The sequence below is a fragment of the Sporofaciens sp. St.21A7 genome (assembly GCF_059728535.1).
Genome location: NZ_BAAGFN010000001.1, coordinates 714,712 through 738,889 on the forward strand (window position 1 = coordinate 714,712; position 24,178 = coordinate 738,889).

The following is a 24,178-nucleotide window of genomic DNA, read 5'->3' on the forward strand; positions in this document are numbered from 1 at the left end:
AGAAAAGGCAGGTAGGGATGAATGGTTAAGGGATTGCAAAGTATTGCGTTTAGAGAGTCCCCGTATCTGGTGAGTAGTGCGTCGGTGGCGGGGAAGAAGGAGGGAGAGGGCCCTCTGGGGAAGATGTTCGATATGGTAGAGCAGGAGAATCTGTTCGGGGAAAATACATGGGAAGAGGCGGAAAGTACCATGCAGAAGGAGGCGTGTCTTCTGGCGATGGGGAAGGCCCATGTGGAGGCGTCGGAGGTAAGGTATCTGTTTGGCGGAGACCTTCTCCGTCAGGGGGTAGCGACTTCTATGGGCGTGGAGGAGCTGGGGATACCGATGTTCGGGCTGTTCGGAGCGTGTTCTACGTCGGGGGAAGCCCTTGCCCTCGCGGCTATGAGCGTGGCGGCAGGGTATGGGGATTATATGCTTGCCGTTACATCCAGCCATTTCGGGAGTGCGGAGAAAGAGTTCCGGTTTCCCCTAGGATATGCGAACCAAAGACCATTATCCGCCCAGTGGACGGTTACGGGAAGCGGCGCATTCCTGGTAGGGACAAGAAGAAGCCATGTGAGGATTACGGGCGTGACCGTGGGGAAGATTGTGGATTATGGACTGAAGGATTCCCAGAACATGGGGGCGTGTATGGCTCCTGCCGCGTGTGATACGATTATACGGAATCTGGAGGATTTCGGGAGGACTGCGGATGATTATAACCGGATTGTGACTGGGGATTTGGGATATGTGGGGCAGAGCATCCTGTTTGATTTGATGCGTGGGAAGGGATACGATATTAAGAAGAACCACATGGATTGCGGGATGACCATATTTGACCAGGTGTCTCAGGATACCCATGCGGGAGGGAGCGGGTGCGGATGTGCCGCGACCACGTTGTCGGCGTATATTTTGCCTAAGCTGAACCGCGGGGAGTGGAAACGGGTTCTGTTCGTGCCGACAGGGGCGTTGATGTCAACGGTGAGTTACAATGAAGGATCCAGCGTACCAGGAATCGCCCACGGGATTGTGTTGGAGCATTGTTAGAGGAGAAAGGCAAATGCGAAGCATTTTTAGAATGCCTTTCTCCGACCTGCCGCCGAGGCAGAGCCGAGGGGGCGCTACCTTGTTAGAGGCAGAACGCAAATGCGAAGCATTTCTGGAAGATAAGGAGTGAAGTTATGGATTATATCAATGCATTTTGGGTTGGGGGCGTCATCTGTGCTTTCGTGCAGATTCTCCTTGACCGGACAAAGCTGATGCCGGGGCGCGTCATGGTGCTTCTGGTATGCGGCGGAGCAGTGCTTGGGGCGCTGCATATCTATCAGCCGTTTCAGGATTTCGCAGGCGCAGGCGCAAGCGTGCCGCTGACCGGATTCGGCAACCTTTTGTGGAAGGGAGTCAAGGAGGCTGTAGACAAAGAAGGATTCATTGGAATCTTTATGGGCGGTTTTAAGGCGAGTGCAGTCGGGATATCCGCAGCCCTTGTGTTCAGCTACCTTGCATCCCTTGTATTTGAACCCAAAATGAAGAAGTAGCTGTTAAGATTTGCTAAGGTTCATTCGGAATCATAAAAAAAGTAGTTGTTTTCTTTTTATATAGATGGTAATGTAAAAGAGAACGTCGGGAAACAACAGTTACCAATACCTGATATAGGGAGGAAAACAATGAATTATTTAGATATTATCATACCATTTGTGGGCGGGCTTGGAATGTTTATTTATGGTATGCAGATTATGGCGCAAGGTCTGGAAAATGCCGCCGGCAACAAGATGAAGTCTCTGCTGGAAGTCCTGACCAAGAATAAGCTGATGGGCGTACTTTTGGGGGCTGTGATTACAGCCGTTATCCAGAGTTCATCTGCAACTACCGTCATGGTAGTCGGATTTGTCAATGCTGGAATCATGAACCTGACTCAGGCAATGGGCGTTATCATGGGCGCCAATATCGGTACGACTGTGACCGGATGGTTAGTGTCTGCGGTAGAATGGGCGAAATTCCTAAGCCCTTCCAAGTTAGCGCCTATTGCGGTCATGCTCGGAGTCATTATTATGCTGACGGGAAAGCGCCGCTCTTCCAAGGAAGTTGCCAGTATCATCGTCGGCTTCGGACTGCTTTTTATCGGTATCACAACCATGTCTTCGGCAGTATCGCCTTTGCAGGAGTCGGAGAGCTTCTGTAATATATTTGTTACCCTTGGGGATAATCCGCTTTTGGGAATCCTTGCCGGTGCTTTCGTGACAGCCGTTATCCAGAGTTCATCTGCATCTGTGGGTATTCTGCAGAGCCTTGCGGCGGCGGGGCTGGTTCCGTTCAGCGCGGCAGTTTACATTATCATGGGACAGAACATCGGTACTTGTGTTACGGCAATCCTGTCAAGCCTTGGGGCGAAGAAGAATGCCAAGACGGCGGCGCTTATGCACCTGTTGTTCAACGTCATTGGTACGGTGCTGTTCAGCGCGGTTGCGATTATTTACTATGAGTTCGTGAATCCGCAGATTGGATTCGGCTATATTACACAGACGCAGATTAGTATGGTGCATACGGCGTTCAATATCGGTACGACCGTACTGCTGTTTCCTGTGTCCGGATGGATTATCAAGCTGGCGAAGAAAATCGGCAGGGTGGACGAGGATGCACAGGACAAGGGTATCGTGCTTCTGGACGACCGTATCTTAGAGACGCCTGTAATCGCGTTGCAGTCTACGGTCAAGGAAGTGGCCCGGATGGCACAGATTGTAGAGGATTCCCTGATGGTGGCAAAAGACGTGCTGTTTACGCTGAAAGAGGAGGATATTCGTTTCCTGAAAGAAGAAGAGACGACGGTGGACAAGTTAAGCGCGGGAATCACAGAGTATGCGATTAAGTTAAGCTCCCTGCAAGTCAGTGAGAAAGAGCATCAGGACGTGGCTCATCTTTTGCAGATGGTTTCGGATGTGGAGCGTATCAGTGATTATTGTGAGAATATTTCCGAATTTGCAGAGACGCTTCATGAGAAGAAGGTTTCCTTCTCGGAGGTGGGAACCAGACAGTTGAAGGAAATGTTCGATGTGTGTACGGACAGTTACCGGTATGCATTTGAAGCATTTGTGGAGCAGAACAAAGAGAAGGCGCTTATGGTCATTGAGAAGGAGACGCAGGCGGACGACTTGGAGATTTCTCTCAGGAGCAAGCATATCAAACGCCTGGCGAATAACCAGTGCAATACGGAGGCGGGAATCGTGTTCCTGGACACGCTGGTCTGTCTGGAGCGTATTTCAGACCATGCGCGCAATATTGCGGAGGAGGTTCTTGAGAACTGAGGAGAATTATTCTTTTTTGGTTTCTAGAAAAATCCGCATCTGGTCTTTGCTGATGCGCTCCCAGTTGTCGCGGTCTGCCTCGTACTGCTCATTCATCCATGTAAGGGCGTTGTCAAGCCCTTCCTGGGTGAAGGAAAATTCTTTTTTCTCTTTCTGCTCTTCGGGGGTAGCCTCGAAACACCAGGGTTCGGGATACAGGTATGCCGTCAGTATATCGTCTGATGTCGTCAGATAATAACGCATACCGCAATGAGAGCCGGAAAACGGCTCTTTTTTTAATGCCTTCAAGGAAAGGCCGAGAGTTGGAATCATAGGGATTACCTCGCTATATAGATATGTTTATATTATAATACTGGTGGATGAAGAAACGCAAGGGAAGAAATAATAAAAATATAGAACAAATGTTCGTTAATGCGCTTGACATAATTGAGGAAGCATGTTAGTATAAATAAAAAGTAGAAGTGTATTGAGCGGATACAGGCTATTGGCCAGTGGCGAATAGCGTAACAGGAGGTGGACAAAAGGTGTATACGGCAATTGAATTATCCAAATATATTGTCTCTAAGTGTGTTGATGAATATTGTCCAATTAGTAATCTGCAGCTGCAGAAGATTTTATATTATATACAAAAGACATACCTACGGCGTGAAGATATGGCATTTCCTGATTATATAGAAGCGTGGCAGTTTGGCCCGGTGGTTCCAAATGTGTACTATTATTTTTGTGGATTTGGGGCTATGCCGATTACGGCATCTTACAATATTTTTATTGAACCAGAGGATGCAGAGATTATAGATAAGATTGTAGAGGAAAAGAGGAAACTTGAGCCTTGGGATTTAGTGGCTGAGACACATAAACCAGACGGGGCATGGAGCAGAACCTATAAGGATGGGGAAGGGAACCGTAAACCGATTCCCAAAGAGTTAATTAAGACAGCGGGGTAGGAATTTGGATATCGTTAAGGAAGAGCGGCAGCGTAATGAATTTCGGGATTTATTATTTAGTCTTGCTGATTCGCAGAAGATTTTACAAAGTTCGTCTGAACGGGTAGAGATATATACCTTAATGGACGCAGTCCACCCGCCCCGCAAGGGGCAAGCATTACGGTGTGCCCTTGGGTATAAGCAGTTGGAAGGGCTCTATTATTCGGTGAATCCGAAAGAAGCTTTCCGGCATTATTATTCCGATATTTTTTCAGTTCTTTCCCGGATACAACAGGGGGATCAGCCAGGGAGTATTGACGTATTGGGACAGAATTTGATGGAATTGAGAAAAAGATACAAACCGGTAAATTATGATTCGGATAATAAATTAATTGATATCAGCGATAACATCAGGAAATTATACGACCATGTGAGTTTGGACATTGTCTACGGGTTATTCTATTATATCGATAGGGTAGTCCGTGAGAAGAAGGAGCATCGCTTATTCCCATTTATTTGGGTGAATGTGATATGGATGGTATTGATTGCTTTGACAGTTGGCGCATGGCTGTTTGGATTGGTGGAGAAAAGGAATATGGGGATATGATGTCGCCTTTGGCAGAACAGGATGTTTCTGCCGGAGGCGTTTTTGTATTTAGAACGCTTTAATTAATTGTCGAATTTTGCCGGATTTTATTGAATTTACTTCTTTTCTGTGATAAATTAACTTTCATATAGTTTCCAGAATTTGGTAATTTTTTTAAGGTCGGGAGATGAATATGGTACGAGAATATTTAGGACAGAGCGTGTACGAAGCGTTTCAGGAGCGAATTCGGTTTATCTTTGAGGAATTTGACAATATTTATGTCTCTTTTTCCGGCGGCAAGGACAGTGGACTTCTTTTGAACCTCGTGCTGGATTTTCAGCAGAAATATGCCCCAAAGAAGAGAGTTGGTGTGTTCCATCAGGATTTTGAGGCACAGTATACGGTGACGTCAGAATACGTGGAGCGCACGTTTGAGAGGATTAAGGAACAAGTGGAGCCGTACTGGGTGTGCCTTCCGATGGCTACCCGTACGGCTCTCAGCAGTTATGAAATGTACTGGTATCCGTGGGACGACAAGAAGGAGGAGCTGTGGGTCAGGAAGATGCCCAAAAAGAAATATGTGGTCAATTTAAGCAACAACCCGATTACCACATACCGCTACCGGATGCATCAGGAGGATTTGGCGAAGCAGTTCGGCAGGTGGTACAGGATTTCCCACGGCAATCGGAAGACGGTGTGCCTGCTGGGAATCCGGGCGGACGAATCTTTGCAGCGGTACAGCGGCTTCTTGAATAAGAAGTTTGGCTATAAGGGAAAATGCTGGATTACGAAGTATTTTAAGGATTTTTGGTGTGCGTCGCCCCTTTATGACTGGACAATCCAGGATGTCTGGCATGCCAATTATATATTTGATTATGATTATAACCACCTGTACGACCTCTACTATAAGGCAGGGCTGAAGGTTTCGCAGATGCGGGTGGCATCGCCTTTCAATGATTATTCAAAGGATTCTCTGAATCTTTACCGGGTGATTGACCCGGAAATCTGGGTGAGGCTTGTAGGAAGGGTGAAAGGGGCGAACTTTGGGGCTATTTACGGAAAGACGAAGGCGTTGGGCTACCGGAATATTACGCTGCCCGAGGGCCATACCTGGAAGTCCTATACCATGTTCCTTCTGGATACGCTTCCCATCCGTCTGCGAAACAACTATGTTAAGAAGTTTAATACTTCCATTAAATTCTGGCATGAAACGGGAGGCGGTTTGGATGAGGAGGTCATACAGGAGTTAGAGGAGCACGGTTATCAGATTAAACGGAACGGTGTCTCCAACTATACTCTCAGTAAAAAGTCCCGAATTGTTTTCATGGGAAAGATTCCGGATGATACGGACGACATCAAATCTACCAGGGATATTCCCAGCTGGAAGCGGATGTGCTGCTGTATCCTGAAAAATGACCATATCTGCCGTTCGATGGGATTCGGGATGACAAGGGAGCAGCAGAGGAGGATTGATGCGATACGGCATAAATATAAGAGTGTGGAGGAAATGAGTTATGGAGTATAGAAGCCCTGCGTACCGTGTGATAGCGGTTCCGGTGGAAAAGGTGGTTCCCAATTCCTATAATCCCAATACGGTTGCGCCGCCGGAGATGAAGCTGCTCTATGAGAGCATCAAGAACGATGGGTATACGATGCCTGTGGTCTGTTATTACAATAAATCGGACGATAAGTATATCATTGTGGACGGATTCCATCGCTATCGGATTATGCTGGAGCATCCGGATATTTATGAGCGGGAGAAGGGACTGCTTCCAGTGTCTGTAATCGACAAGCCGTTGGAGCAGCGGATTGCCAGTACAATCCGGCATAACCGGGCGAGAGGGAACCATGATGTAGACCTGATGGGGAATATTGTGAAGGAGCTTCACGAACTGGGACGTTCGGATGCATGGATATCGAGACATCTGGGAATGGACAGGGATGAAATTCTGAGGCTCAAGCAGATTACGGGGCTTGCGGCATTGTTCCGGGATGTGAAGTTCGGGCAGGCTTGGAGGCCTTCGGAAGAGGAAGAAGAGTGATGCGTAATGTGATTATAAATAGTTTATAGAAGAGGGGCTGATAAAGCCCCTCTTCTATAAAATAGCAGTATTTTAATCCTTTAGCCGGAATGTTCCTACCAGATCTTTCATAAGCTGCGACTGGTTGGATAATTCCTGACTGGCTGCAGCACTCTCTTCTGCGGTTGCGGAATTGGTCTGCACAACGTTGGAAATCTGGTCAATACCCAGCGTAATCTGGGCGATTGCCTCTGCCTGATTGCCGCTAGCCTCAGCAATCTGACTGATGATGCCGGCAACCTCCTCGACTCCTTTTACTGTGTTCATTAAGGAAGCGGCAGTCTCATCGGCAATCAAGGTTCCGTTTTCTACGGCTCTTAATGAATTTTCAATGAGGGCGGAGGTATTCTGGGAGGCTTCTGCGCTCTTGCCAGCCAGATTGCGGACTTCATCAGCCACAACTGCGAAGCCTTTTCCCGCTTCGCCGGCACGCGCCGCTTCTACGGCGGCGTTCAATGCAAGAATATTGGTCTGGAAAGCGATATCCTCGATGGTCTTAATAATCTTGCCGATTTCGTCCGAGCAGGCGCTGATATTGTTCATTGCCTGAATCATTTCCTGCATCTTCTGATTGCTTTTTTGCATCTCGTTTCCTACATTGCCTGCCATATCGTTTGCATTATGTGCATATTCGGCATTCTGCTGAACATTCTGTGAAATCTCGTTAATGGAGGCAGAAAGTTCCTCGACAGAACTTGCCTGTTCGGTAGCGCCCTGAGAAAGAGCCTGCGCGCCGTCGGATACCTGGTTGGAACCACTTGCAACCTGAGAGGAACTCTGACTGATCTGCAGGATGGTATGATTGAGCTTTTCGGCGATTGCGCGGAAGGAAACCAGAAGAGGCTTGAATCCGCCAATGTATTCCTCTTCACAGATGGAATCTACAGTAAAATCCCCGGAAGCCATACGGGCAAGGAATTTATTCTCATCATCAATAATGACCTGAAGCTTGCGTATCAGCTCACGCATCTGTTTGGAAAGAATTCCCAATTCATCCCTGGAGGTATAGGATATCTCTACATCCAGATCTCCCTGCGCCATTCTTGAGGCAGCGCGCTCAATTTCGAGGATTGGGTATTTGATTCCGCGTATGATTATCACAAAGAAGTAGGTGCCAATCAGATATATGACCACCATCACGCTAATCTGAAGAATTATTGCATCTCTGTAAAGAGTTGAGCTTGCGTCGGTTTCTTTCTGGCTTCCGTCTTCCGTATAGTTGATGATATCATCCAAAGCTCCGTTCAGGGATATGTACAGGTCTACACATTCCCCCTCTAAAATTGCGCGGGCGCCATCTATATCGCCCTGTGTTGCCAACGTCATCAGACGGTCGTCGGCCTCGCTGTACTTAGTCCAGTATTCAAAGGCCGTATCGTATAATGCCTTTTCTTCTCCGGTAATCAGTTCTTCGTATTTTGCAAAAAGCGAATCCATTTCGCCCTTCTCTTTTTCTACATATTGAAGGCTTGTTTCGGTTACTTTGTCGGAAAGGGCTGTGAGATATCTTAATTCATTAAGACGGATGTTAGAGAGTGTTCCGGTCATGTCCCGCGCCATGTCTATGCGGGGAAGCCATTCTGTTGAGATATTGCTGTTCTCGTGATTTAATTTTCCCATTAAGAAGAATGAGATGCCTCCGATAATGAGCATACCGCTTAACGCAATTACAATGAGAATATAGAGTTTCAGGCTGATTTTCAGGTTTTTAATGCGTGCTGCCATGTAGTGTTTTCTCCTTTCATTTCCACAGTCTTTTTTCATTTGGCATATGAGCAAAACTCCATAATTTATATCGGCATAATAATATAAGCTGATAAGGATTTGTGTTACGATTTTTTGCTGTACAAACCAGGGGAAATTGAGTATATTATAGGTAATGGGAATCGAATGGAATCACGAAAGGGAGGAATAAAAAATGCGAAAGTCACAGAATTTCCAATGGAACGCTATTTCACTGGGCGCTTGTTATTACCCGGAGCATTGGGACAGGAGCCTATGGGAGGAAGACCTTGAGCGGATGAAATCTGCCGGAATCAAGACAATCCGGATTGGGGAGTTTGCGTGGAGCAAGGTAGAACCAAGGGAAGGAGAATATACTTACGAATTTTTCGACGGTTTCTTAGAGGCAGCATGCAAGGCGGGTATGAAGGTAATCTTCGGAACGCCGACTGCAACGCCTCCGGCATGGCTGACAGAGAAATATCCGGAAGTCCTGAACTGCCGGATGGACGGTGTGAAATTTCGTCATGGCATGCGCAGGCACTACAACTATAATTCACAGGTATACCGGGAGCTAAGCGCGCGGATTGTGGAGAAATTTGCAGGGCATTATGCATCTCATCCAAGCGTTATTGGATGGCAGATTGACAATGAGATTAACTGTGAGGTGGACGTGTTCTATTCAGAGAGCGATACGCTGGCGTTTCGCGAATATCTGAAAAGCAAATACGAAACTTTGGAGAACCTGAACCGGGAGCTGGGGATGATTTTCTGGAATCAGGAATATACGGATTGGAATGAGGTCTATGTGCCGCGTACCACAATCCATAATTCCTCGAACCCCCATCTGACCCTTGAATATTATAAGTTTGTCTCCGAGAGCGCCATCGCATTTTGCCGGATGCAGAGCGATATTATCCGGAAATATATAAAGAAAGGGGATTTTATCACGACCAACGGCATGTTCAACCATCTTGATAACCACAGGATGATGGATGAGGCCTTAGATGTCTATACCTATGATTCTTATCCGAATTTTGCATATTGCCTTGAGGAAGATCCGTTACATAGTACGGGACTTAACGACAGGAAATGGAGCAATCACCTGTCAAGGGTGCGTTCCGTCTGTCCACATTTTGGGATTATGGAGCAGCAGTCCGGGGCAAATGGATGGAATACAAGGATGGAAGCTCCTGCGCCTAAGCCTGGGCAGATGACGCTCTGGGCGATGCAGAGTATCGCTCATGGAGCGGATTATGTTAGTTTCTTCCGCTGGCGTACCTGTACGATAGGGACGGAGATTTACTGGCATGGGATTCTGGACTATGATAACCGGGATAACCGGAAACTTAGGGAAGTCGCAGAACTTTCTAACCAGATACAATCCATCAAAGATTTGGCGGGGGCCAAGTACCGGGCGAGCTTCGGAGTCTTGGAGGATTATGACAACCTCTGGGATGCAGACGTGGATGTATGGCACAGACGGTTGGAGAAGGCGAGCAAAAAGGAGATTTTTGCCGCGTCTCAGTTGAGCCATACGCCGATGGACTATGTGTTGTTATCAGATGATACGGAGTATGAGGATCTGAAGAATTATCCGGTTTTGTTCTATCCTCATGGGCTGATTTTGACGGAGAAAAGAGCGGCGCTTTTGAAAATGTATGTAGAGAAGGGTGGATGCCTGATTATTGGCGCACGTACCGGGCAGAAGGAAGTACATGGCAGGTGTGTGATGGCGCCGATGCCAGGGCTTCTTTCAGAGCTTACGGGAACGGCGGTAGAGGAATTTACCTTTGTAGGGGCTTTAGACGGAACGGTCTGTATGGATTGGCAGGGAGAGCAGTTTGACACAGGGATATTTAACGATGTTTTGGAAAATGTGAGTGAGGATGTGGAGGTCCTTGCCCGGTATTCGTCTAACTATTATGCAGGGAAACCGGCGCTTACAAAGCGGGCAGTGGGCGAAGGGAAAGCGCTTCATTTCGGCGGGACATTTACCCGGGAGACTGTGGAGGCTATGCTTAGGTATGTGGGTGTGAGGAACCCTTATGAGGGCAAGCTTGAACTGCCAAAGGAATGTGAATTGTGCGTCCGGGAGAAGGACGGAGCGCAGTATTTCTTCATATTGAATTACTCGGCAAAGGAGCAGGAGATTGTGCTTAGGCAGGAAATGACGGATGTGTATTCCGGGGCGAAAGTGCAAGGAGCAATGAAGGTGAAAGGGTATGGAGTTGTCGTGCTGAAATCCTTTTGAACCTGACGTCATATTATGGTACGCCATAAGCAAGAGAGGGAGTTAAAATATGGTCTGTGCCTTTTTCGGAAAAGCAAAAGACAGTAGGGATGTGTTTGACCGTTTGGCAATTTCAGAGGCGGAGGGATATTTACAACGCCTGAATAAGCACGAAGTAATCTATCTGGACTGTAGTGAAGTGCCGAAAGGATGCTGTGACTATAGAAGCTACATTTCAAGAATTGAAGAAGGAATTTGCCGAGATTTGGCAGAAAACTATCCGGAGCTGGAACTGAATTAGGGGAAGGCCTTATGGGATCAGGCAACTAAGATTCGATTTGGGGAATATTTTGGTTTCCTAAAATCGGAGGTGGATCTCCTTTATGAAAGATATCAGGCCAACAGCGGATGCATTGGTGACAAAGAATCAGATTTATTCTGCTATGGCAGTTTATGGATTGCTTACTTATGAGAATGGGGAAGTGTTTATTCCTAATAAAGAATTGATGCTGAAAGCAACGCTGGAACAAGATACAGGGACGATGTCCGAGATTCTGCAGTTTGTGCATAATACGGAAACGCCGATTCTGTCATATAATCATGAGACGGAGTTAGCCGCAGTGGTGAATTTGGTTTATCTTTCAGCTCGTGATAAATGCAGGGTAGAAAGGGAAAAAGGCTTTCTGTTGCGGTTCGAGGGAAAACTTGGTGAATTGCCGCAATATACAGGACGGGTTCTTGCTGTAGGAATCGGATATCAAAGAGATACGAAAGAACATTCTTGTGAGGTGGAGATATTACGATGATATTTTTAGGTGCAGAGTGCGTGGAGTGAAGAAATATAGCTGGGAGAATGTAGGAGTGTGTAAGAATGGCAAATATTTTACTTGTGGAGGATGATGAGACGATTTCTTTTGGTATCCGTTCGGCTTTGGCGAAAAAAGGTCATGAGGTAGCCTGCTGTTCGGGTATGGAGGAAGGAAAAACCTTGTTCTCGGCGAAATTTGACCTGATTCTTCTGGATTTGAACCTCCCAGACGGAAACGGATATGATTTCTGTAGTTGGGTGAAGGAGAGAAGCGACAGCCCGATTATCTTTCTGACGGTGAGGGATGACGTAAATGACATTACCCGGGGCCTTGACATGGGGGCAGACGACTATATCACGAAACCCTTTCATATTTCTGTGCTGGAATCCAGGATACAGGCGGTTTTAAGACGGGCAGCCGTTTCTTGTATGCTTGTCTGCGGCAATATCCGGATGGACAAGAAGAGAATGCAGGTGTGGGTGGGGGAGGAGAGCGTTCCCCTCACCAGCCTTGAGTACCGTCTTTTGCAGCTGTTGATGGAGAATAAGGGATGTATTCTGCCACGGAATCGGCTTTTGGAGAAATTGTGGGATGTGGAGGGGAATTTTGTAAATGATAATACATTGACGGTCGCTATGAAACGTCTGCGAGAAAAATTGCATCATGAACCCTGCATTACCACAGTAAGGGGAATCGGTTATCGGATGGAGGAAACGGAATGAATACGGCAAGGAAAGCGGCGGGACATTTTATGCTCTGGCTGTTTCTGGGATTAGCCGCCGGAGTTTTTCTGGCGGCTGTATTAAGTTATCGTGAATATCAGGCAATGGCGGGTATTGCAGGCTCGGTCATGGAGACGGATTCGCTGGCAGAGGGATTGAAGCAGAGTTTTACCCTGCAATCCGGCAGTATGTCAGGGGAAATATTTCTGCAAACCTATGGATATCGTCGTATGGGAAAATGGGGCACATATCTGCCGTTTACTTCAGGAATTTGTATCCTGCTTTTTCAAATATCGGGTTTTATTACTTTTTCCTTACGCTGCCGGGAGGAGGGACGGGTGCAGAAACGAATCCGGGAGCTGACTCAATATCTCAGGGCGGTAAATTCTGGGGAAGGAGTAGTTCTGTGCCGTACGGAAGATAATTTCTCACATCTGGAAGATGAGATGTATAAAACTGTAATGGAATTGCGCAGTACGAAAGAAGCCGCTGTGAAGAACCATGAAATCCTGGCAGAGAGGATTGCAGATATTGCTCATCAGTTAAAGACTCCTTTGACTTCTATGTCGTTGATGACGGAACTTTTGGAGGAGTACCAGACAGTTGAGACAAAGGAGTATTACAATCGGTTATCCAGCCAGATTGAGCGGTTAAAAAGTCTGGTGGCAGGGCTTTTGGCATTGGCAAAGCTGGACTCACATGGAATTGTGTTTTGTAAGGAGAAACTGAGGTTGTCAGAGCTTATGGAATCCGTATCAGAACCGCTTATGGAAATGATGGGGGAACATAGGATTACCCTTGCTATAGAAGCTTTGGGTTATGAGAAAGAGACGAAAGAAGTGGCGGACGAAGAGTGTTTTATATTTGCAGACCGGCAATGGACGGAAGAGGCATTGTTGAATATTTTGAAAAACTGTGTGGAGCATACGCTGGATGGAGGCAGAATTATGGTGTCATACAGCCAAAATCCGATTTATACGGAACTGCGGATTGTGGATGGGGGAAGAGGATTTGCGGCAAAAGATATTCCACATTTATTTGAACGGTTTTATCGCGGGGAAGGTGCGGCGGGAGATAATGTTGGGATTGGACTGGCATTGGCGAAGGCTGTGCTGGAACGGGAGAATGGACAGATTTTAGCAGAAAATACGGAGGAAGGGCATGCTTGCTTTCGGGTGAAGTGGTATAATGCTTGCAACAGTCATAGAGGTTAGATATAATAGAAAGAGCGCCCGGGAGAGGCAGGCGGAGATATTTTCCCGCTTTTACAGAGAGCCGGAGGTTCACAGTCAGAATGGGATTGGTATCGGGCTGTATCTGCCTGGTGGAATGGCATAAGACGGCGGCAGCAGGCCATTTTGAACGCCGCTTTCCCTGACGATATCTTGGCAGGCCGAAATGATCGTGGTGTATCTGTCAAGGGATACAAAGGAGAGTGTCAGGGAAAAGGCGGCAACTTTGGGATTTTTTGATGTATGGTGTGTTTCCTCAGTTATTATGTATAAAAAGAGAGATTTATCCGATTAAGACCGTTTTCCCTTCAAATGCAAATCCATACTTCCGAATTCGATCCTGCGGGATTCCTTTTGCTTCCAGTGAAGCAGAATATTTTCTGTCTTCAATCTGATTTAAGGCTTCTTGCACCGTATCATTAAGCGTATCTTCTTCGTCCGGGTCATGGACTTTAAATTCCAGAATAATAGCGTTGTCTGTGTCTGAAAGGGGCTCAAGGACTACGTCATATCTTCCGAGTCCGCTTTCGCGGTTGGAAGTAATCACGTACCGTCCGGCAAGGTCCACAATCAAACCAAGAACAAAACCATGGTAAAAGCGTTCAGGTTCGGTTGTCTCTGACGGCTGTTTCCCGGTATCAAAGTAACTAAAGGTGGTGAGGGCAACCCGGTTCATATACAAATTCATCGCCTTTTTGTCATCTGCTAAAAGCGCTTTGAGGAAGTTGTTATAGGCTGGTGTAAAATCGGAAAACCAATCCTCTACCATTCGCTCAAACATAAGCGAGACTTCTCGGTTAGTTAAAACAAGCTCATAAATCGTCCGTCCCCTTTTGTCCGTCCGTAGCTGTTTTACACGCAGATAGCCGCTGGCAAGCAGCAGGCTCCACACTGCGCTTTCTTTGCGTCCCAGATGGTTGAATACAATCTGTTCATCAATCTGTGTCAGAAGCGGCTTGCCGGAAAGCAGATCCTCCATAACCATTTTAGTATCCGGGCTTCCTTCACGAATCAGTTTTCCGATCAGGCTATTGCTGCTGGTATTCGCCCAATAAGGAGAGAATTTTCTTTTATCTAAATAATTTATAATGGACCATGGATTGTAAATGTCTGTAATTCTTCCGAAGGTAAAGCCATCATACCATGTTTGTACATGTCCCCGCTCTTCAAACAGATCATATTCCTTTAATGCGTTCCAGACTTCTTCCTGAGTGAAACCAAAAGAGGTTTCGTATTTTTCCGAGGTTGTGGTTACAACCTCTATATTATTCAGGTCAGAAAAAATGGACTCTTTACTGACTCTGGTGATTCCGGTCATGAGGGCTCTTTCAAGGAAAGGATTTGTCTTAAATGTAGAGTTAAGCAGGCTGCGTATAAAGGGAACCAGTTCATTCCAGTAGCCATAAACGAATGCTTCCTGCATAGGGGTATCGTATTCATCCAGCAGGATGATTACTTTTTTTCCATAATAACGCATCAGGTAATCAGATAATACGTTCAGGGAATAGGATGCCAGATGGTTTTCCATATCAACAGATACATTATGATACTTTTCTTTTTCATCTTCATTTAAACAATCGCTTTCTAATAGAAAATCGTATCTGTTATACAGATTTTTTATGATTTGACAAATACTTTTTCGCGCGTCTGGGAAAGAGGCTGCTTTTACGCTGGCGAGGCTTAAAAAGATTACAGGATAGGTTCCCTGCAAATTCCGGTATTTTTCTTCCTTCCAGATAGACAGACCTTGAAATAAATCACTTCTTTTGCAATGGCTGACAGAGAAAAAATATTCCAGCATATTCAGGTTCAGTGTCTTACCAAAACGTCTGGGGCGGGTTATCAGGGTTACGGTATCGTTATTTTCCCACCATTCTTTGATGAATGAGGTCTTATCAATATAGAAGTTATTCGTTGTAATGATTTGTTCAAAGTCTTGATGTCCGATTCCCACTGTTTTTGACATAATGTACCTCCGGCATTTTTTTGTATTTTATCATTCTTTTTGTGTAATTTCAATCATGCCGCAGCAGGATGTTATTTGCCGCTTACAGCGTATAGACTAAATTGAGGGCGTCGGGGACCGCAGGATCTATATACCCTGAGTCCGCGAAGCCCGCCTTTTCGTAGACCCGCAGGGCCGGCGCGTCCGTCTTTTTGACGCACACCTCCACAGTTGGCCAGCGGCTTTCGGCCCGAAGGCGGTCCAGCACCAGAGTCAGGGCCGCAAACCCCACGCCCCTGCCTTGTTCCCGTCGGTCGATGAGTAGCTGCTGGAGCTCATAGCCCAAAGGTTCGTCGTCAAACTCCCGGACTAACGCCAGGCCCACGATACGTCCTTCTTCCTCTACCGTCCATACCCGCGCCCGGCAGTCCCGGTAGACATACCCCCGCGCCAAAATGCCCAGAGGTTCGGCCACAAAGGCCGACTGTCCTTCTCCCAGCTCCAGCCGGACCGCCTCCAACCAGTTCTCCTGGGTGATCTCACCCAGACGTATCCTGTACGTTTCTCCTTTGGCTTCCCAGACAACCGTTTCGTCTCCCTCGGGGACTTCGAGAGTATCTGCCTCTTTGCCTTCCTTTTCGGCCGTCGTTTTCATGTTGGCATCGGCGAGCTCCATGAGGGATTCTTTGGTGCCCTCATTCACAAACGGATTTTCAATGTTTTCCATAATATACCTCCGACTTATAGCTGTATTACGGTAGTGATTATATCATAGTTGCTTGCACAATCAGCATTAAATTTTAAAAATTTATTTACGCTCCTTAAAGAAATCAACCCGCTGAATTATACGGAGATTACCGTACCCTGGGAGCCTGTATTTGCCGACTGGTGGATGGGAGAATTTTACGATATGTGGATGGATATTCCCTATGAGGACGATATGGAGGAATATAAAGAATTTCCGGAAAATTTCGGTTCCTCCCTTGTAGGAATCAGATATCTTACAGTGGAAATTATGCACAGTTTTTAAGAGAAAAAATTGTGCATAATTTTTGTTGTCCATTTTTGATAAAGAATTGACAAAATATATATCCATAATGTATACTTTCACTAACGGACATATTAAGGACGCGTCTTAAAGTCTGTGGAAGGAGAGAGAGAAAAATGAAGGAAAGTACAAATTATTTAGAGTTGGCAAACAGCCCCCTCATGTGGCTTGCAGCAGCAGTAGCCGTTGGCGTGGTAGTGATTCAGTCGGTCGTATTTTTCAGAAAATCATTAAAGGCGGCAAAAGAACTGGAGATTCCCAAGGAACAGGTCAACATAGCGATTAAGAGCAGCGCCATTGCCTCCATCGGGCCGGCGATTGTGATTCTTGTTACCATGATTTCCCTTATCGTTTCCATGGGTGCGCCGATATCATGGATGAGACTGTCTTTCATAGGTTCTGTGAACTATGAGGCGATGGCGGCGGGCTTCGGCGCACAGGCAATGGGGACGACCCTTGAGAATCTGGATCCGGTAGCGTTTGCCTGCGGCGTATGGGTCATGATTTGCGGCTCTCTTGGATGGCTGATTTTCACCCTGCTCTTTACGGACAAGATGCATAAGGTGAATCACTTGATGTCCAAGGGAAATGCGAAGATGGTCCCGATTATTTCCGCAGGGGCAATGCTGGGTGCGTTCGCAAACCTGGCTTCAGGAAATTTCTTTTCTGCAGAGGGGAATTTTGCATTCGGCGGCGCTCCGGCAATCGCGACTGTGGTAGGATGCATCCTGATGATGATACTGTCCAAGCTTGCGAAGGATAAGAAGGTCAACTGGCTGAGAGAGTGGGCGTTTGCAATTTCCATGTTTTCCGGGATGTTTATCGGATATCTGTGGAGTATGGCGGCATAACGAAGGAGGAGAAAGAAAATGAACAAACAATATTATTCAGAAACTTATATTCCCAGCATTATTAAATGGGGAAAATTAACGTTGCTTTTAGGCATCCTTACCAGCTTCTTGCCGGCATTGGTCATTTCCTTTGTATTCGGGCATATGCCGCCGGTTTCCGCCATCATTGCAGGAACCATTTCCCAGATTAGCGTAAGCGGTGCGTTCTATGTGGTGGAGCCTATTTCCTATTTTCCGATTCTTGGAATCCCGGGAACGTACCTTACTTTCCTGTCCGGAAATACGTCGAATATGCGTGTTCCATGTTCATCCGTAGCCCAGGAGGCAGCAGGCGTTCAGATGGGCACCGATAAGGGTTCTGTCATTTCCACAATCGGTATCGCAGTGTCGATTCTGGTAAATATTGCCATATTGACGGTGGGAGCGATTGGAGGTAACGTCATTATCTCTGCCATGCCGGAAGGGTTAAAAGCGGCGCTTAACTTCCTGCTCCCGGCGCTTTACGGCGCGGTATTCGGACAGTTTGCAATCGCACGTCCCAAGCTTGCGGGAGTGGCGGTAGTGATTGCCTTCGGGATGAACTGGCTGCTGAAAAATAATTTCCTGTCCTTCTTCCCGGGAACTCCGTCCTATGTGGTGATTCTCGTGGCAGTGTTCGGCTCTATTTTCGCGGGAAGCCTGATTTACAAGAAAGAATTACAGGATTAGGAGGGTGAAGTTATGTTATCCAGAGAGAGAATGCAGAATTTATTTCTTGAGATGATTCAGATTTACAGCCCTTCAAAGGGAGAAAAAGAGATGGCGGATTTTATAGAAGCCTATCTTACCAAGCGGGGGATTTCATTTCAGTCGGACAACGCCGGGGAAGGATACGGCGGCAACGGAAGAAATATTGTCGCCCATATTCCGGGGACAAAAGAGGGGATTCCGCTGGGATTTGCCGCCCACATGGACCAGATTGAGCCATGCCGGGACGTAAAGGCGGTGATTGACGCAAATATCATCCGCACAGACGGCACGACGACTCTCGGAGGGGACGACAAGTCCGGCATTGCCGCTATCTTAGAGGCGTTGGAGGATATTCTTGAGAGCGGCGGGGAGCACAGAGATATTTATCTTGTGTTCACCTGTTCCGAAGAAATCAGTATGCAAGGCACGAAGCACATGGATTTGAGCATCCTGCCCTGTAAGGATTTGGTCATTGCCGACGCGACGGGCAATACGGGCGTCATTGCCTATAAAGCCCCTGCGATGGAAGCCGTTGAGGTTACGGTACGGGGGAAGAAGGCTCATGCAGGAATTGAGCCGGAAAAGGGCGTGAATGCAATCTGTGCTGCGGCAAAGGCGATTGCGCAGATGCATATCGGAAGGATTGACGCACAGACCACCTCTAATATCGGAAGGATGGAAGGGGGCGGGGCAACGAATGTTGTGACCGACGAAGTGACGTTTACGGCGGAAATCCGTTCCCACAGTATGGAGAAGCTGGGCGAGGAAGTGGCGCACATGGAAAAATGCCTGAAAGAAGCCACAGAGGAAATGGGCGCGTCATACCAGTTTGAGCATGAATTGGCGTATCCTTCCCTGTCTGTTGACGTGGACTGTGAGCTTGTGCGCCTGACCAAAGAGGCGATGGAGAAAGAGGGGATAGAGCCTGAGCTTATGGTCATCGGCGGCGGCAGCGACGCCAACGTGCTTGCGGGGCATGGATACCGCAGCGTCATTCTTGGGCTTGGCATGAGGGATGTGCATACGGTTCAGGAATCTCTTGACATGGACGAGGTGTGGAAGGCAGCCAGAGTAATCAGACGGATGATGTCAGGGGACTAGGAGAATACAGATGGAAAAAGAAGAATTAAAGCGCAGATGTATCGAAGCAATCGAGAAACGGAAGGAGGAGATTATCAGGCTCGGTGAGAAAATCTACCGGAACCCGGAGCTTGGCTATAAGGAATTTGAGACGACAAAGCAGATGAAGGAGGCGTTTGCCTCCTTGGGGCTTGAGACGGTTTCACCTATAGCCTACACCGGCTGCAAGGCAAGGGTTTCAGGCGGGAAGGGACCGGCGGTGGCAGTCATGGGAGAGCTTGACAGCGTGGTATGCCCGGAGCATAAGGATTGTGCGGCAAACGGAAATATGCACGCCTGCGGACATCACGTACAGCTTGCCAACCTGTACGGGTGTGCAGCGGGCCTGACAGAGTCGGGGATTCTTGAGGAACTTTGCGGGACGGTGGAATTTATCGCGATTCCGGCGGAAGAATGTGTAGATTTGGATTACCGGGACAAACTAATCGAAGAGGGGAAAATCCAGTTCTACGGAGGAAAGCAGGAATATCTCCTGAGAGGCGGCATGGACAATGTGGACATGATTCTGCAATGCCACATGATGGAGGTTGAGGGCGGCAGGAAATGCTGTACCGTGGATACGGATACCAACGGATTTATGTCGAAGGGCGTAAAGTTCATCGGCAGGAGCGCTCACGCAGGGATTGCGCCCCATGAGGGGATTAATGCCCTTAACATGGCGCAGCTTGCCCTGAATAATATCAATGCTTTGCGGGAGACCTTCCGGGAAGAAGACAAGGTGCGAGTCAGCGCCATTATCACAAGCGGCGGAGATTTGGTAAATGTGGTGCCTTCTGTGGCGACGATGCAGATTATGGTGCGGGCGGCGTCTGTGGATGCGATGGAGGACGCAAGCCGCAAAGTGGGAAGGGCGTTAAAGGCAGGCGCGCTGGCGGTAGGCGGGAAAGTAGAGATTCGCGACCAGATTGGATACATGCCCCTTTCTACGGATTCTGCGCTGTCCGGGCTGTACCGGGAGAATATGGTTGCATACGGCGGCGCGGACGAGGATTCCTTTGTGGAGCATTACGAGACGGCCGGCTCTACGGATTTAGGGGATATGTGCCAGCTCATGCCATGTATGCATATATGGGCGTCCGGCATTTCGGGAGGGCTTCACTCCAAGGATTTTAAAATCGAAGATTATGACAGGGCGTACGTGCTGCCTGCGAAGATGCTTGCCCTTACCGTAATCGACCTGTTATATGGGGATGCAGGGAAGGCGAAGGAGATTATGGAAGCGTACCGGCCCAAGTTTACAAAAGAGACGTATTTAAAGTATATGAAAGAGCATTCAGTAGTTGAATTATTTGATGGTTCTGCGATATAATAGGAGCAGCCGGGGCAGTATTTGACGATACGGTCCCGGCTGTATAGGTAAATTTTATGGTTAAGCTTAGAAAAGGTAAGATTATGAAGATTGGCGTAATTGGTCCGGAATCATCCTGTAAAAGTGTGAAGGAAAGCCTGCAGCAGATTGACAATGAGCTGGAGGTTTCTTGTTATATAAGAGAACGTGTAAGCCACTGCGGGGAAGTCATTGAAGCCTGCGAGGGAGAGTGTGACGCGATTCTGTTTACCGGCTGTGCGGTAGAGGATTTTGTGACAGGCTCTTATGAGATTAAGAAGCCCTATACTTCGGTGGAGAGGTCCAGCGTCAGTGTAGCGGGGGCGTTCCTTACGATGCAGAAGCAGGATATGGAGCTTGACGCGTTCAGTATCGACGTGGTGGAGAACCAGGTGATTACGGACTTGCTGGATGCCGTCCAGATTTTGGCGAGGAATATTTATTCCTGTTCCATGCAGCCAGGAGTGGACGAGCAGGAATATGTGGACTGGCATATCCGCTTACAGGAGGAGGGGAAGACGAACGTTGCGCTGACTTCCTTTGTGTGGGTGTATAATACGCTGATTGAACAGGGATATCAGGCGATTTATCTGCAGGGAACCCGGGAGACGGTGCGGCGGGCGCTGGAACGTTTGAAGAGCAAGTATGCGCTTACACAGGCAGAGTATTCCCGGATTGCGGTAGAAGCGCTGAAGCTTACGAATTATGAGTGCCATGTGGAGAATTACTATGCTTCGATGATAGAGAAGGCGGAGATCGAGAAGGAAATCGTGCGGTACGTGCAGAGTATACAGGGAACCATATTTCCTTTTGGGAAACGGGAATATGTGGTGTTCTCCAATGCGGGCGTGATTGAGAATGTGCAGAATTACGGCAGGATACAGAAGCTCCAGCAGATGGTGAAGAAGACGGGGATTGAGCTGGATGTGGGGATTGGCATGGGGCTTACCGTTTATAAGGCGGAGATGAACGCGAGAAAAGCCCTGGAGCAGTCGGTCAGGAGGAAGAAGCAGGAGCTTTTTCTGGTAGATGAAAAGGATGTGCTTTTAGGGCCTCTTGATACGGAGCGGCAGCTTCGGTATGAATTGATTTCCTCAGACCCGAAGATTCGGGAGATTGCGGCGAAGACGGGGCTTAGCGAACATTCGGTGCTCAAGGTGATTGCCATCGCGGAGGCGAGGAAAAGTTATATTTTTGACGCCCATGAGCTTGCAGAATGCCTGGAAGTGACGGTGAGGAGCGCAAGGAGGATTATGAATAAAATCATGGATTCCGGGTATGGGAAGCTGCATGCAAAGGAGATGGCGGTTTCGGGGGGGAGGCCGAAGGCGTTGATTGAGATTTTGTTTCAGTAAGGGGAGCTTTTTGGGTTAAGGAGATGGATGATGCTTATTTTTTTAGGAGTAGAGAATTTTGCAAAAATTGAAAGGGCGAAAGTCTGTATCAACAGTTATACGATTCTGGTCGGACCGAACAGCAGTGGGAAAACATATTTGATGCAGCTTGTGCAGGGCGTGAATGAGAGGATGGCGAATCTGACCGATGAGGAAGGGCTGCAGATTTTGAAGTGTGGAGAGAATAGGGGTTCTAATTCTGTGACCGGCGCGAACGAGGGATGTACCCAATATATTCTTTCACAGGATAATATTCTTTCGTTTACAGAATATCTCAATGTGAAATTGGATGAAAAGAAAGAGCAGATTGTGAAAGAAGTATTTGGAAGAGATGTTCCTGTAGGAAAATTATATGTTGACATTGAGTTAGAAGAAAACGAAAGCTATGAAATTATATTATTTGATAATATAAATAATATAATCGGGAAACATGATGACTTAGATTTATTTATAGAAGAAAATCTAAAAAATACAGAGGCATACAAGGATGTTTTCAGCATTGGGGGAACTCTGATAAAGTACAGCATAACAAGCAAAAACGGAGAAGTGATTTCTATTAGTATGTTTTCTAAATACAGTCAAAAGATAAGTAAGGTTAAATTATTATTGAGAGATGTTTTAGAGTATCAGAGTTTGTATTTCCCAGCGTCAAGGACGGGAATCATGTTGCTGTTCAAGGAATTTTTTGCAAACAAAGCAGATCAATTATTCTCCTATCAGGTGAATAGAAATAAGCCTGTTGCCATGAAAGATTATTATGGCGAATTGACCCAGCCGATTTATCAGTATTTGAGGTTTTTGCAGACATATTCCGAATGGATTGTCGGAGTACAGGATTATGAAGAGGAAATCGAATTTTTTGAAGAGAAATTGATAGAGGGGCATATAACTGCAAATAAACAGAATGGTTTTTCGTACGATTCAAAAACAGACCATGTGAGCGTCCCTATGTACATGGCGTCTTCCATGGTTAACGAAATTGCTCCTTTTGTGCTGGCGTTATCAAGCGCCGGCATGTATAACGGGTTTATCATTGATGAGATTGAGGCAAGCCTGCATCCACAAAAACAATTGGAGCTTGTGAGATTTTTAAACCGATTAAGCAATAGAGGCTTAAAGTTAATTTTGAGTACGCACAGCGATACATTTGTCTCGAAAGTAAATAATCTGTATCTGTTATCGAATTACGTCAAACAGAATAAGGAGAAGGATGTCTTGGAAAAAATGGGGCTGGAAAAAGAAGATTTAATGTCTCCTGATAAATTATTTGTATATGAATTTGTGAGTCAGCCCAATGGAAAAAGTATCGTCAAAGAAATACCAGGAGACAGCAAAACTGGTTTTCAATTTGATTTATTTACAGAATCTGCCATGCATCTATACAATGAGGCTTTAGAAATAGGAGAAATATTGCAGAATGCTCAAACTTAACCTTAAAGAATATGACAAGAAAAAATCCTATCAGAAAAATGTATTATATAAAATCAGCAAAGATACCGTTATTCCGGTTGAGGAGAGACATGGAGATAATGATAGTTGTGAACGGGTAGACTTGGTCTATAGCCTTCATCTCGGGCAATATGGTATCTTTGCCTATGAATACAGGAATCCTGTGACTCTAAAAGAGGGGTGTAAGGCAGCGGACATTCTGGCATGTGCTGTCGATGAAAATGAGAAGAAAATAGTGACTTTTATTTTTGATGTAAAAAGTAATATTTCTGCATTTAGCGATAATTTGCTGAAGGATAACGCTTTGTTGACCGTCATTAAAGAGGTGCGGGATTTTGCCGGGCAGATTCATGCGGAAATATTACATAAAAATAGTTTTTTGATATACTACAAAGACGACTGTTTTTCTGAGGATGAAACTATCGGCATTGTCACTAAGAGATTTGAGGACAGGAAATTTGCTGCTGCGGCAGATATGTTGGAAGATTTGTTTGAAAAGGAAACGGATTCCACTCGTGAATTAGTAGAAATTAAGCTGAAAAATAGTCTTTGGCCATATCGGAATGAAGTAAAGCGTATCCGGGATTTTTCAGAAAAGCGGGTGATGCTTTGCGGAAGGATTTATGATTTGAAGGTTGTTCTTTTGGAAAAAGTATCCCAAGCGGAATATGAGGCTTCTATCAAGGTTACGGTTGTATAGAAATGG

General features: G+C 46.6%; 22 protein-coding genes and 2 pseudogenes. 20 read left to right on the forward strand and 4 right to left on the reverse strand.

Annotated features, from left to right (window positions below):
* Positions 1–21 precede the first annotated feature (21 nt).
* The 3 genes from AC6I3O_RS03400 (at position 22) to AC6I3O_RS03410 (ending at position 3,281) form a co-directional block, all read left to right on the forward strand.
* Positions 22–1,026, forward strand: a complete 1,005-nt coding sequence (locus AC6I3O_RS03400; RefSeq protein ID WP_497849721.1) for a stage V sporulation protein AD — start codon at positions 22–24, stop codon at positions 1,024–1,026.
* Between the two features lie 134 nt (positions 1,027–1,160).
* A complete protein-coding gene (gene spoVAE, locus AC6I3O_RS03405) occupies positions 1,161–1,517 on the forward strand; it encodes a stage V sporulation protein AE (RefSeq protein WP_497849722.1) in 357 nt (118 codons plus the stop codon).
* 129 nt (positions 1,518–1,646) lie between these two features.
* Positions 1,647–3,281, forward strand: coding sequence for a Na/Pi cotransporter family protein (locus tag AC6I3O_RS03410; protein ID WP_497849723.1), 1,635 nt, complete (start codon positions 1,647–1,649; stop codon positions 3,279–3,281).
* A 6-nt stretch (positions 3,282–3,287) separates the two neighbouring features.
* Here AC6I3O_RS03410 and AC6I3O_RS03415 read toward each other — a convergent pair whose 3' ends face one another.
* Positions 3,288–3,593 carry a GNAT family acetyltransferase gene (locus AC6I3O_RS03415; RefSeq protein WP_497849724.1) on the reverse strand — a complete coding sequence of 102 codons (306 nt, stop codon included), beginning with the start codon at positions 3,591–3,593 and terminating at the stop codon, positions 3,288–3,290.
* Positions 3,594–3,805: 212 nt separating this feature from the next.
* Between AC6I3O_RS03415 and AC6I3O_RS03420 the strand changes: the two genes are divergently transcribed.
* The 4 genes from AC6I3O_RS03420 to AC6I3O_RS03435 all read left to right on the forward strand — a co-directional run bounded on the left by AC6I3O_RS03420 (position 3,806) and on the right by AC6I3O_RS03435 (position 6,832).
* Positions 3,806–4,225 (forward strand): Panacea domain-containing protein, encoded by a 420-nt coding sequence (locus AC6I3O_RS03420; protein ID WP_497849725.1) that lies wholly within the window; start codon positions 3,806–3,808, stop codon positions 4,223–4,225.
* 4 nt (positions 4,226–4,229) lie between these two features.
* Complete coding sequence (locus AC6I3O_RS03425; protein ID WP_497849726.1) at positions 4,230–4,811, forward strand: hypothetical protein; 582 nt, start codon at positions 4,230–4,232, stop codon at positions 4,809–4,811.
* Positions 4,812–4,983: 172 nt separating this feature from the next.
* Complete coding sequence (locus tag AC6I3O_RS03430) at positions 4,984–6,315, forward strand: phosphoadenosine phosphosulfate reductase (RefSeq protein WP_497849727.1); 1,332 nt, start codon at positions 4,984–4,986, stop codon at positions 6,313–6,315.
* Positions 6,305–6,832, forward strand: coding sequence for an IbrB-like domain-containing protein (locus tag AC6I3O_RS03435; protein ID WP_497849728.1), 528 nt, complete (start codon positions 6,305–6,307; stop codon positions 6,830–6,832). The genes AC6I3O_RS03430 and AC6I3O_RS03435 overlap by 11 nt, the downstream gene beginning before the upstream one ends.
* A gap of 72 nt (positions 6,833–6,904) precedes the next feature.
* Here AC6I3O_RS03435 and AC6I3O_RS03440 read toward each other — a convergent pair whose 3' ends face one another.
* A complete protein-coding gene (locus AC6I3O_RS03440) occupies positions 6,905–8,596 on the reverse strand; it encodes a methyl-accepting chemotaxis protein (protein ID WP_497849729.1) in 1,692 nt (563 codons plus the stop codon).
* 193 nt (positions 8,597–8,789) lie between these two features.
* Here AC6I3O_RS03440 and AC6I3O_RS03445 point away from each other — a divergent pair, with 193 nt between their 5' ends.
* The 5 genes and pseudogenes from AC6I3O_RS03445 to AC6I3O_RS03465 all read left to right on the forward strand — a co-directional run.
* Positions 8,790–10,847 (forward strand): beta-galactosidase, encoded by a 2,058-nt coding sequence (locus tag AC6I3O_RS03445; RefSeq protein WP_497849730.1) that lies wholly within the window; start codon positions 8,790–8,792, stop codon positions 10,845–10,847.
* A gap of 49 nt (positions 10,848–10,896) precedes the next feature.
* Positions 10,897–11,127 carry a hypothetical protein gene (locus AC6I3O_RS03450; RefSeq protein ID WP_497849731.1) on the forward strand — a complete coding sequence of 77 codons (231 nt, stop codon included), beginning with the start codon at positions 10,897–10,899 and terminating at the stop codon, positions 11,125–11,127.
* A gap of 112 nt (positions 11,128–11,239) precedes the next feature.
* A pseudogene (locus AC6I3O_RS03455) lies at positions 11,240–11,632 on the forward strand (AAA family ATPase); the annotation flags it as partial.
* 65 nt (positions 11,633–11,697) lie between these two features.
* Positions 11,698–12,357, forward strand: a complete 660-nt coding sequence (locus tag AC6I3O_RS03460; RefSeq protein WP_497849732.1) for a response regulator transcription factor — start codon at positions 11,698–11,700, stop codon at positions 12,355–12,357.
* Between the two features lie 461 nt (positions 12,358–12,818).
* A pseudogene (locus tag AC6I3O_RS03465) lies at positions 12,819–13,478 on the forward strand (sensor histidine kinase); the annotation flags it as partial.
* 394 nt (positions 13,479–13,872) lie between these two features.
* Here AC6I3O_RS03465 and AC6I3O_RS03470 read toward each other — a convergent pair.
* On the reverse strand, positions 13,873–15,555 hold the full coding sequence (locus AC6I3O_RS03470) for an AAA family ATPase (RefSeq protein WP_497849733.1): 1,683 nt from the start codon (positions 15,553–15,555) through the stop codon (positions 13,873–13,875).
* An 82-nt stretch (positions 15,556–15,637) separates the two neighbouring features.
* Positions 15,638–16,261, reverse strand: coding sequence for a GNAT family N-acetyltransferase (locus tag AC6I3O_RS03475; RefSeq protein ID WP_497849734.1), 624 nt, complete (start codon positions 16,259–16,261; stop codon positions 15,638–15,640).
* Between the two features lie 48 nt (positions 16,262–16,309).
* Between AC6I3O_RS03475 and AC6I3O_RS03480 the strand changes: the two genes are divergently transcribed.
* The 8 genes from AC6I3O_RS03480 to AC6I3O_RS03515 all read left to right on the forward strand — a co-directional run bounded on the left by AC6I3O_RS03480 (position 16,310) and on the right by AC6I3O_RS03515 (position 24,172).
* A complete protein-coding gene (locus AC6I3O_RS03480; RefSeq protein ID WP_497849735.1) occupies positions 16,310–16,564 on the forward strand; it encodes a hypothetical protein in 255 nt (84 codons plus the stop codon).
* A 134-nt stretch (positions 16,565–16,698) separates the two neighbouring features.
* Positions 16,699–17,433 carry a DUF5058 family protein gene (locus AC6I3O_RS03485; RefSeq protein WP_497849736.1) on the forward strand — a complete coding sequence of 245 codons (735 nt, stop codon included), beginning with the start codon at positions 16,699–16,701 and terminating at the stop codon, positions 17,431–17,433.
* A gap of 18 nt (positions 17,434–17,451) precedes the next feature.
* Positions 17,452–18,141 carry a hypothetical protein gene (locus AC6I3O_RS03490; RefSeq protein ID WP_497849737.1) on the forward strand — a complete coding sequence of 230 codons (690 nt, stop codon included), beginning with the start codon at positions 17,452–17,454 and terminating at the stop codon, positions 18,139–18,141.
* Positions 18,142–18,153: 12 nt separating this feature from the next.
* The gene (locus AC6I3O_RS03495; protein WP_497849738.1) at positions 18,154–19,263 is read left to right on the forward strand and encodes a M20/M25/M40 family metallo-hydrolase; all 1,110 of its coding nucleotides are present in this window, start codon (positions 18,154–18,156) and stop codon (positions 19,261–19,263) included.
* A 10-nt stretch (positions 19,264–19,273) separates the two neighbouring features.
* On the forward strand, positions 19,274–20,611 hold the full coding sequence (locus AC6I3O_RS03500) for an amidohydrolase (protein ID WP_497849739.1): 1,338 nt from the start codon (positions 19,274–19,276) through the stop codon (positions 20,609–20,611).
* Positions 20,612–20,667: 56 nt separating this feature from the next.
* The gene (locus AC6I3O_RS03505) at positions 20,668–21,984 is read left to right on the forward strand and encodes a hypothetical protein (RefSeq protein ID WP_497849740.1); all 1,317 of its coding nucleotides are present in this window, start codon (positions 20,668–20,670) and stop codon (positions 21,982–21,984) included.
* Positions 21,985–22,014: 30 nt separating this feature from the next.
* On the forward strand, positions 22,015–23,454 hold the full coding sequence (locus AC6I3O_RS03510; RefSeq protein ID WP_497849741.1) for an AAA family ATPase: 1,440 nt from the start codon (positions 22,015–22,017) through the stop codon (positions 23,452–23,454).
* On the forward strand, positions 23,441–24,172 hold the full coding sequence (locus AC6I3O_RS03515) for a hypothetical protein (RefSeq protein WP_497849742.1): 732 nt from the start codon (positions 23,441–23,443) through the stop codon (positions 24,170–24,172). Before AC6I3O_RS03510 ends, AC6I3O_RS03515 begins: the two co-directional genes overlap by 14 nt.
* Positions 24,173–24,178: the final 6 nt, after the last annotated feature.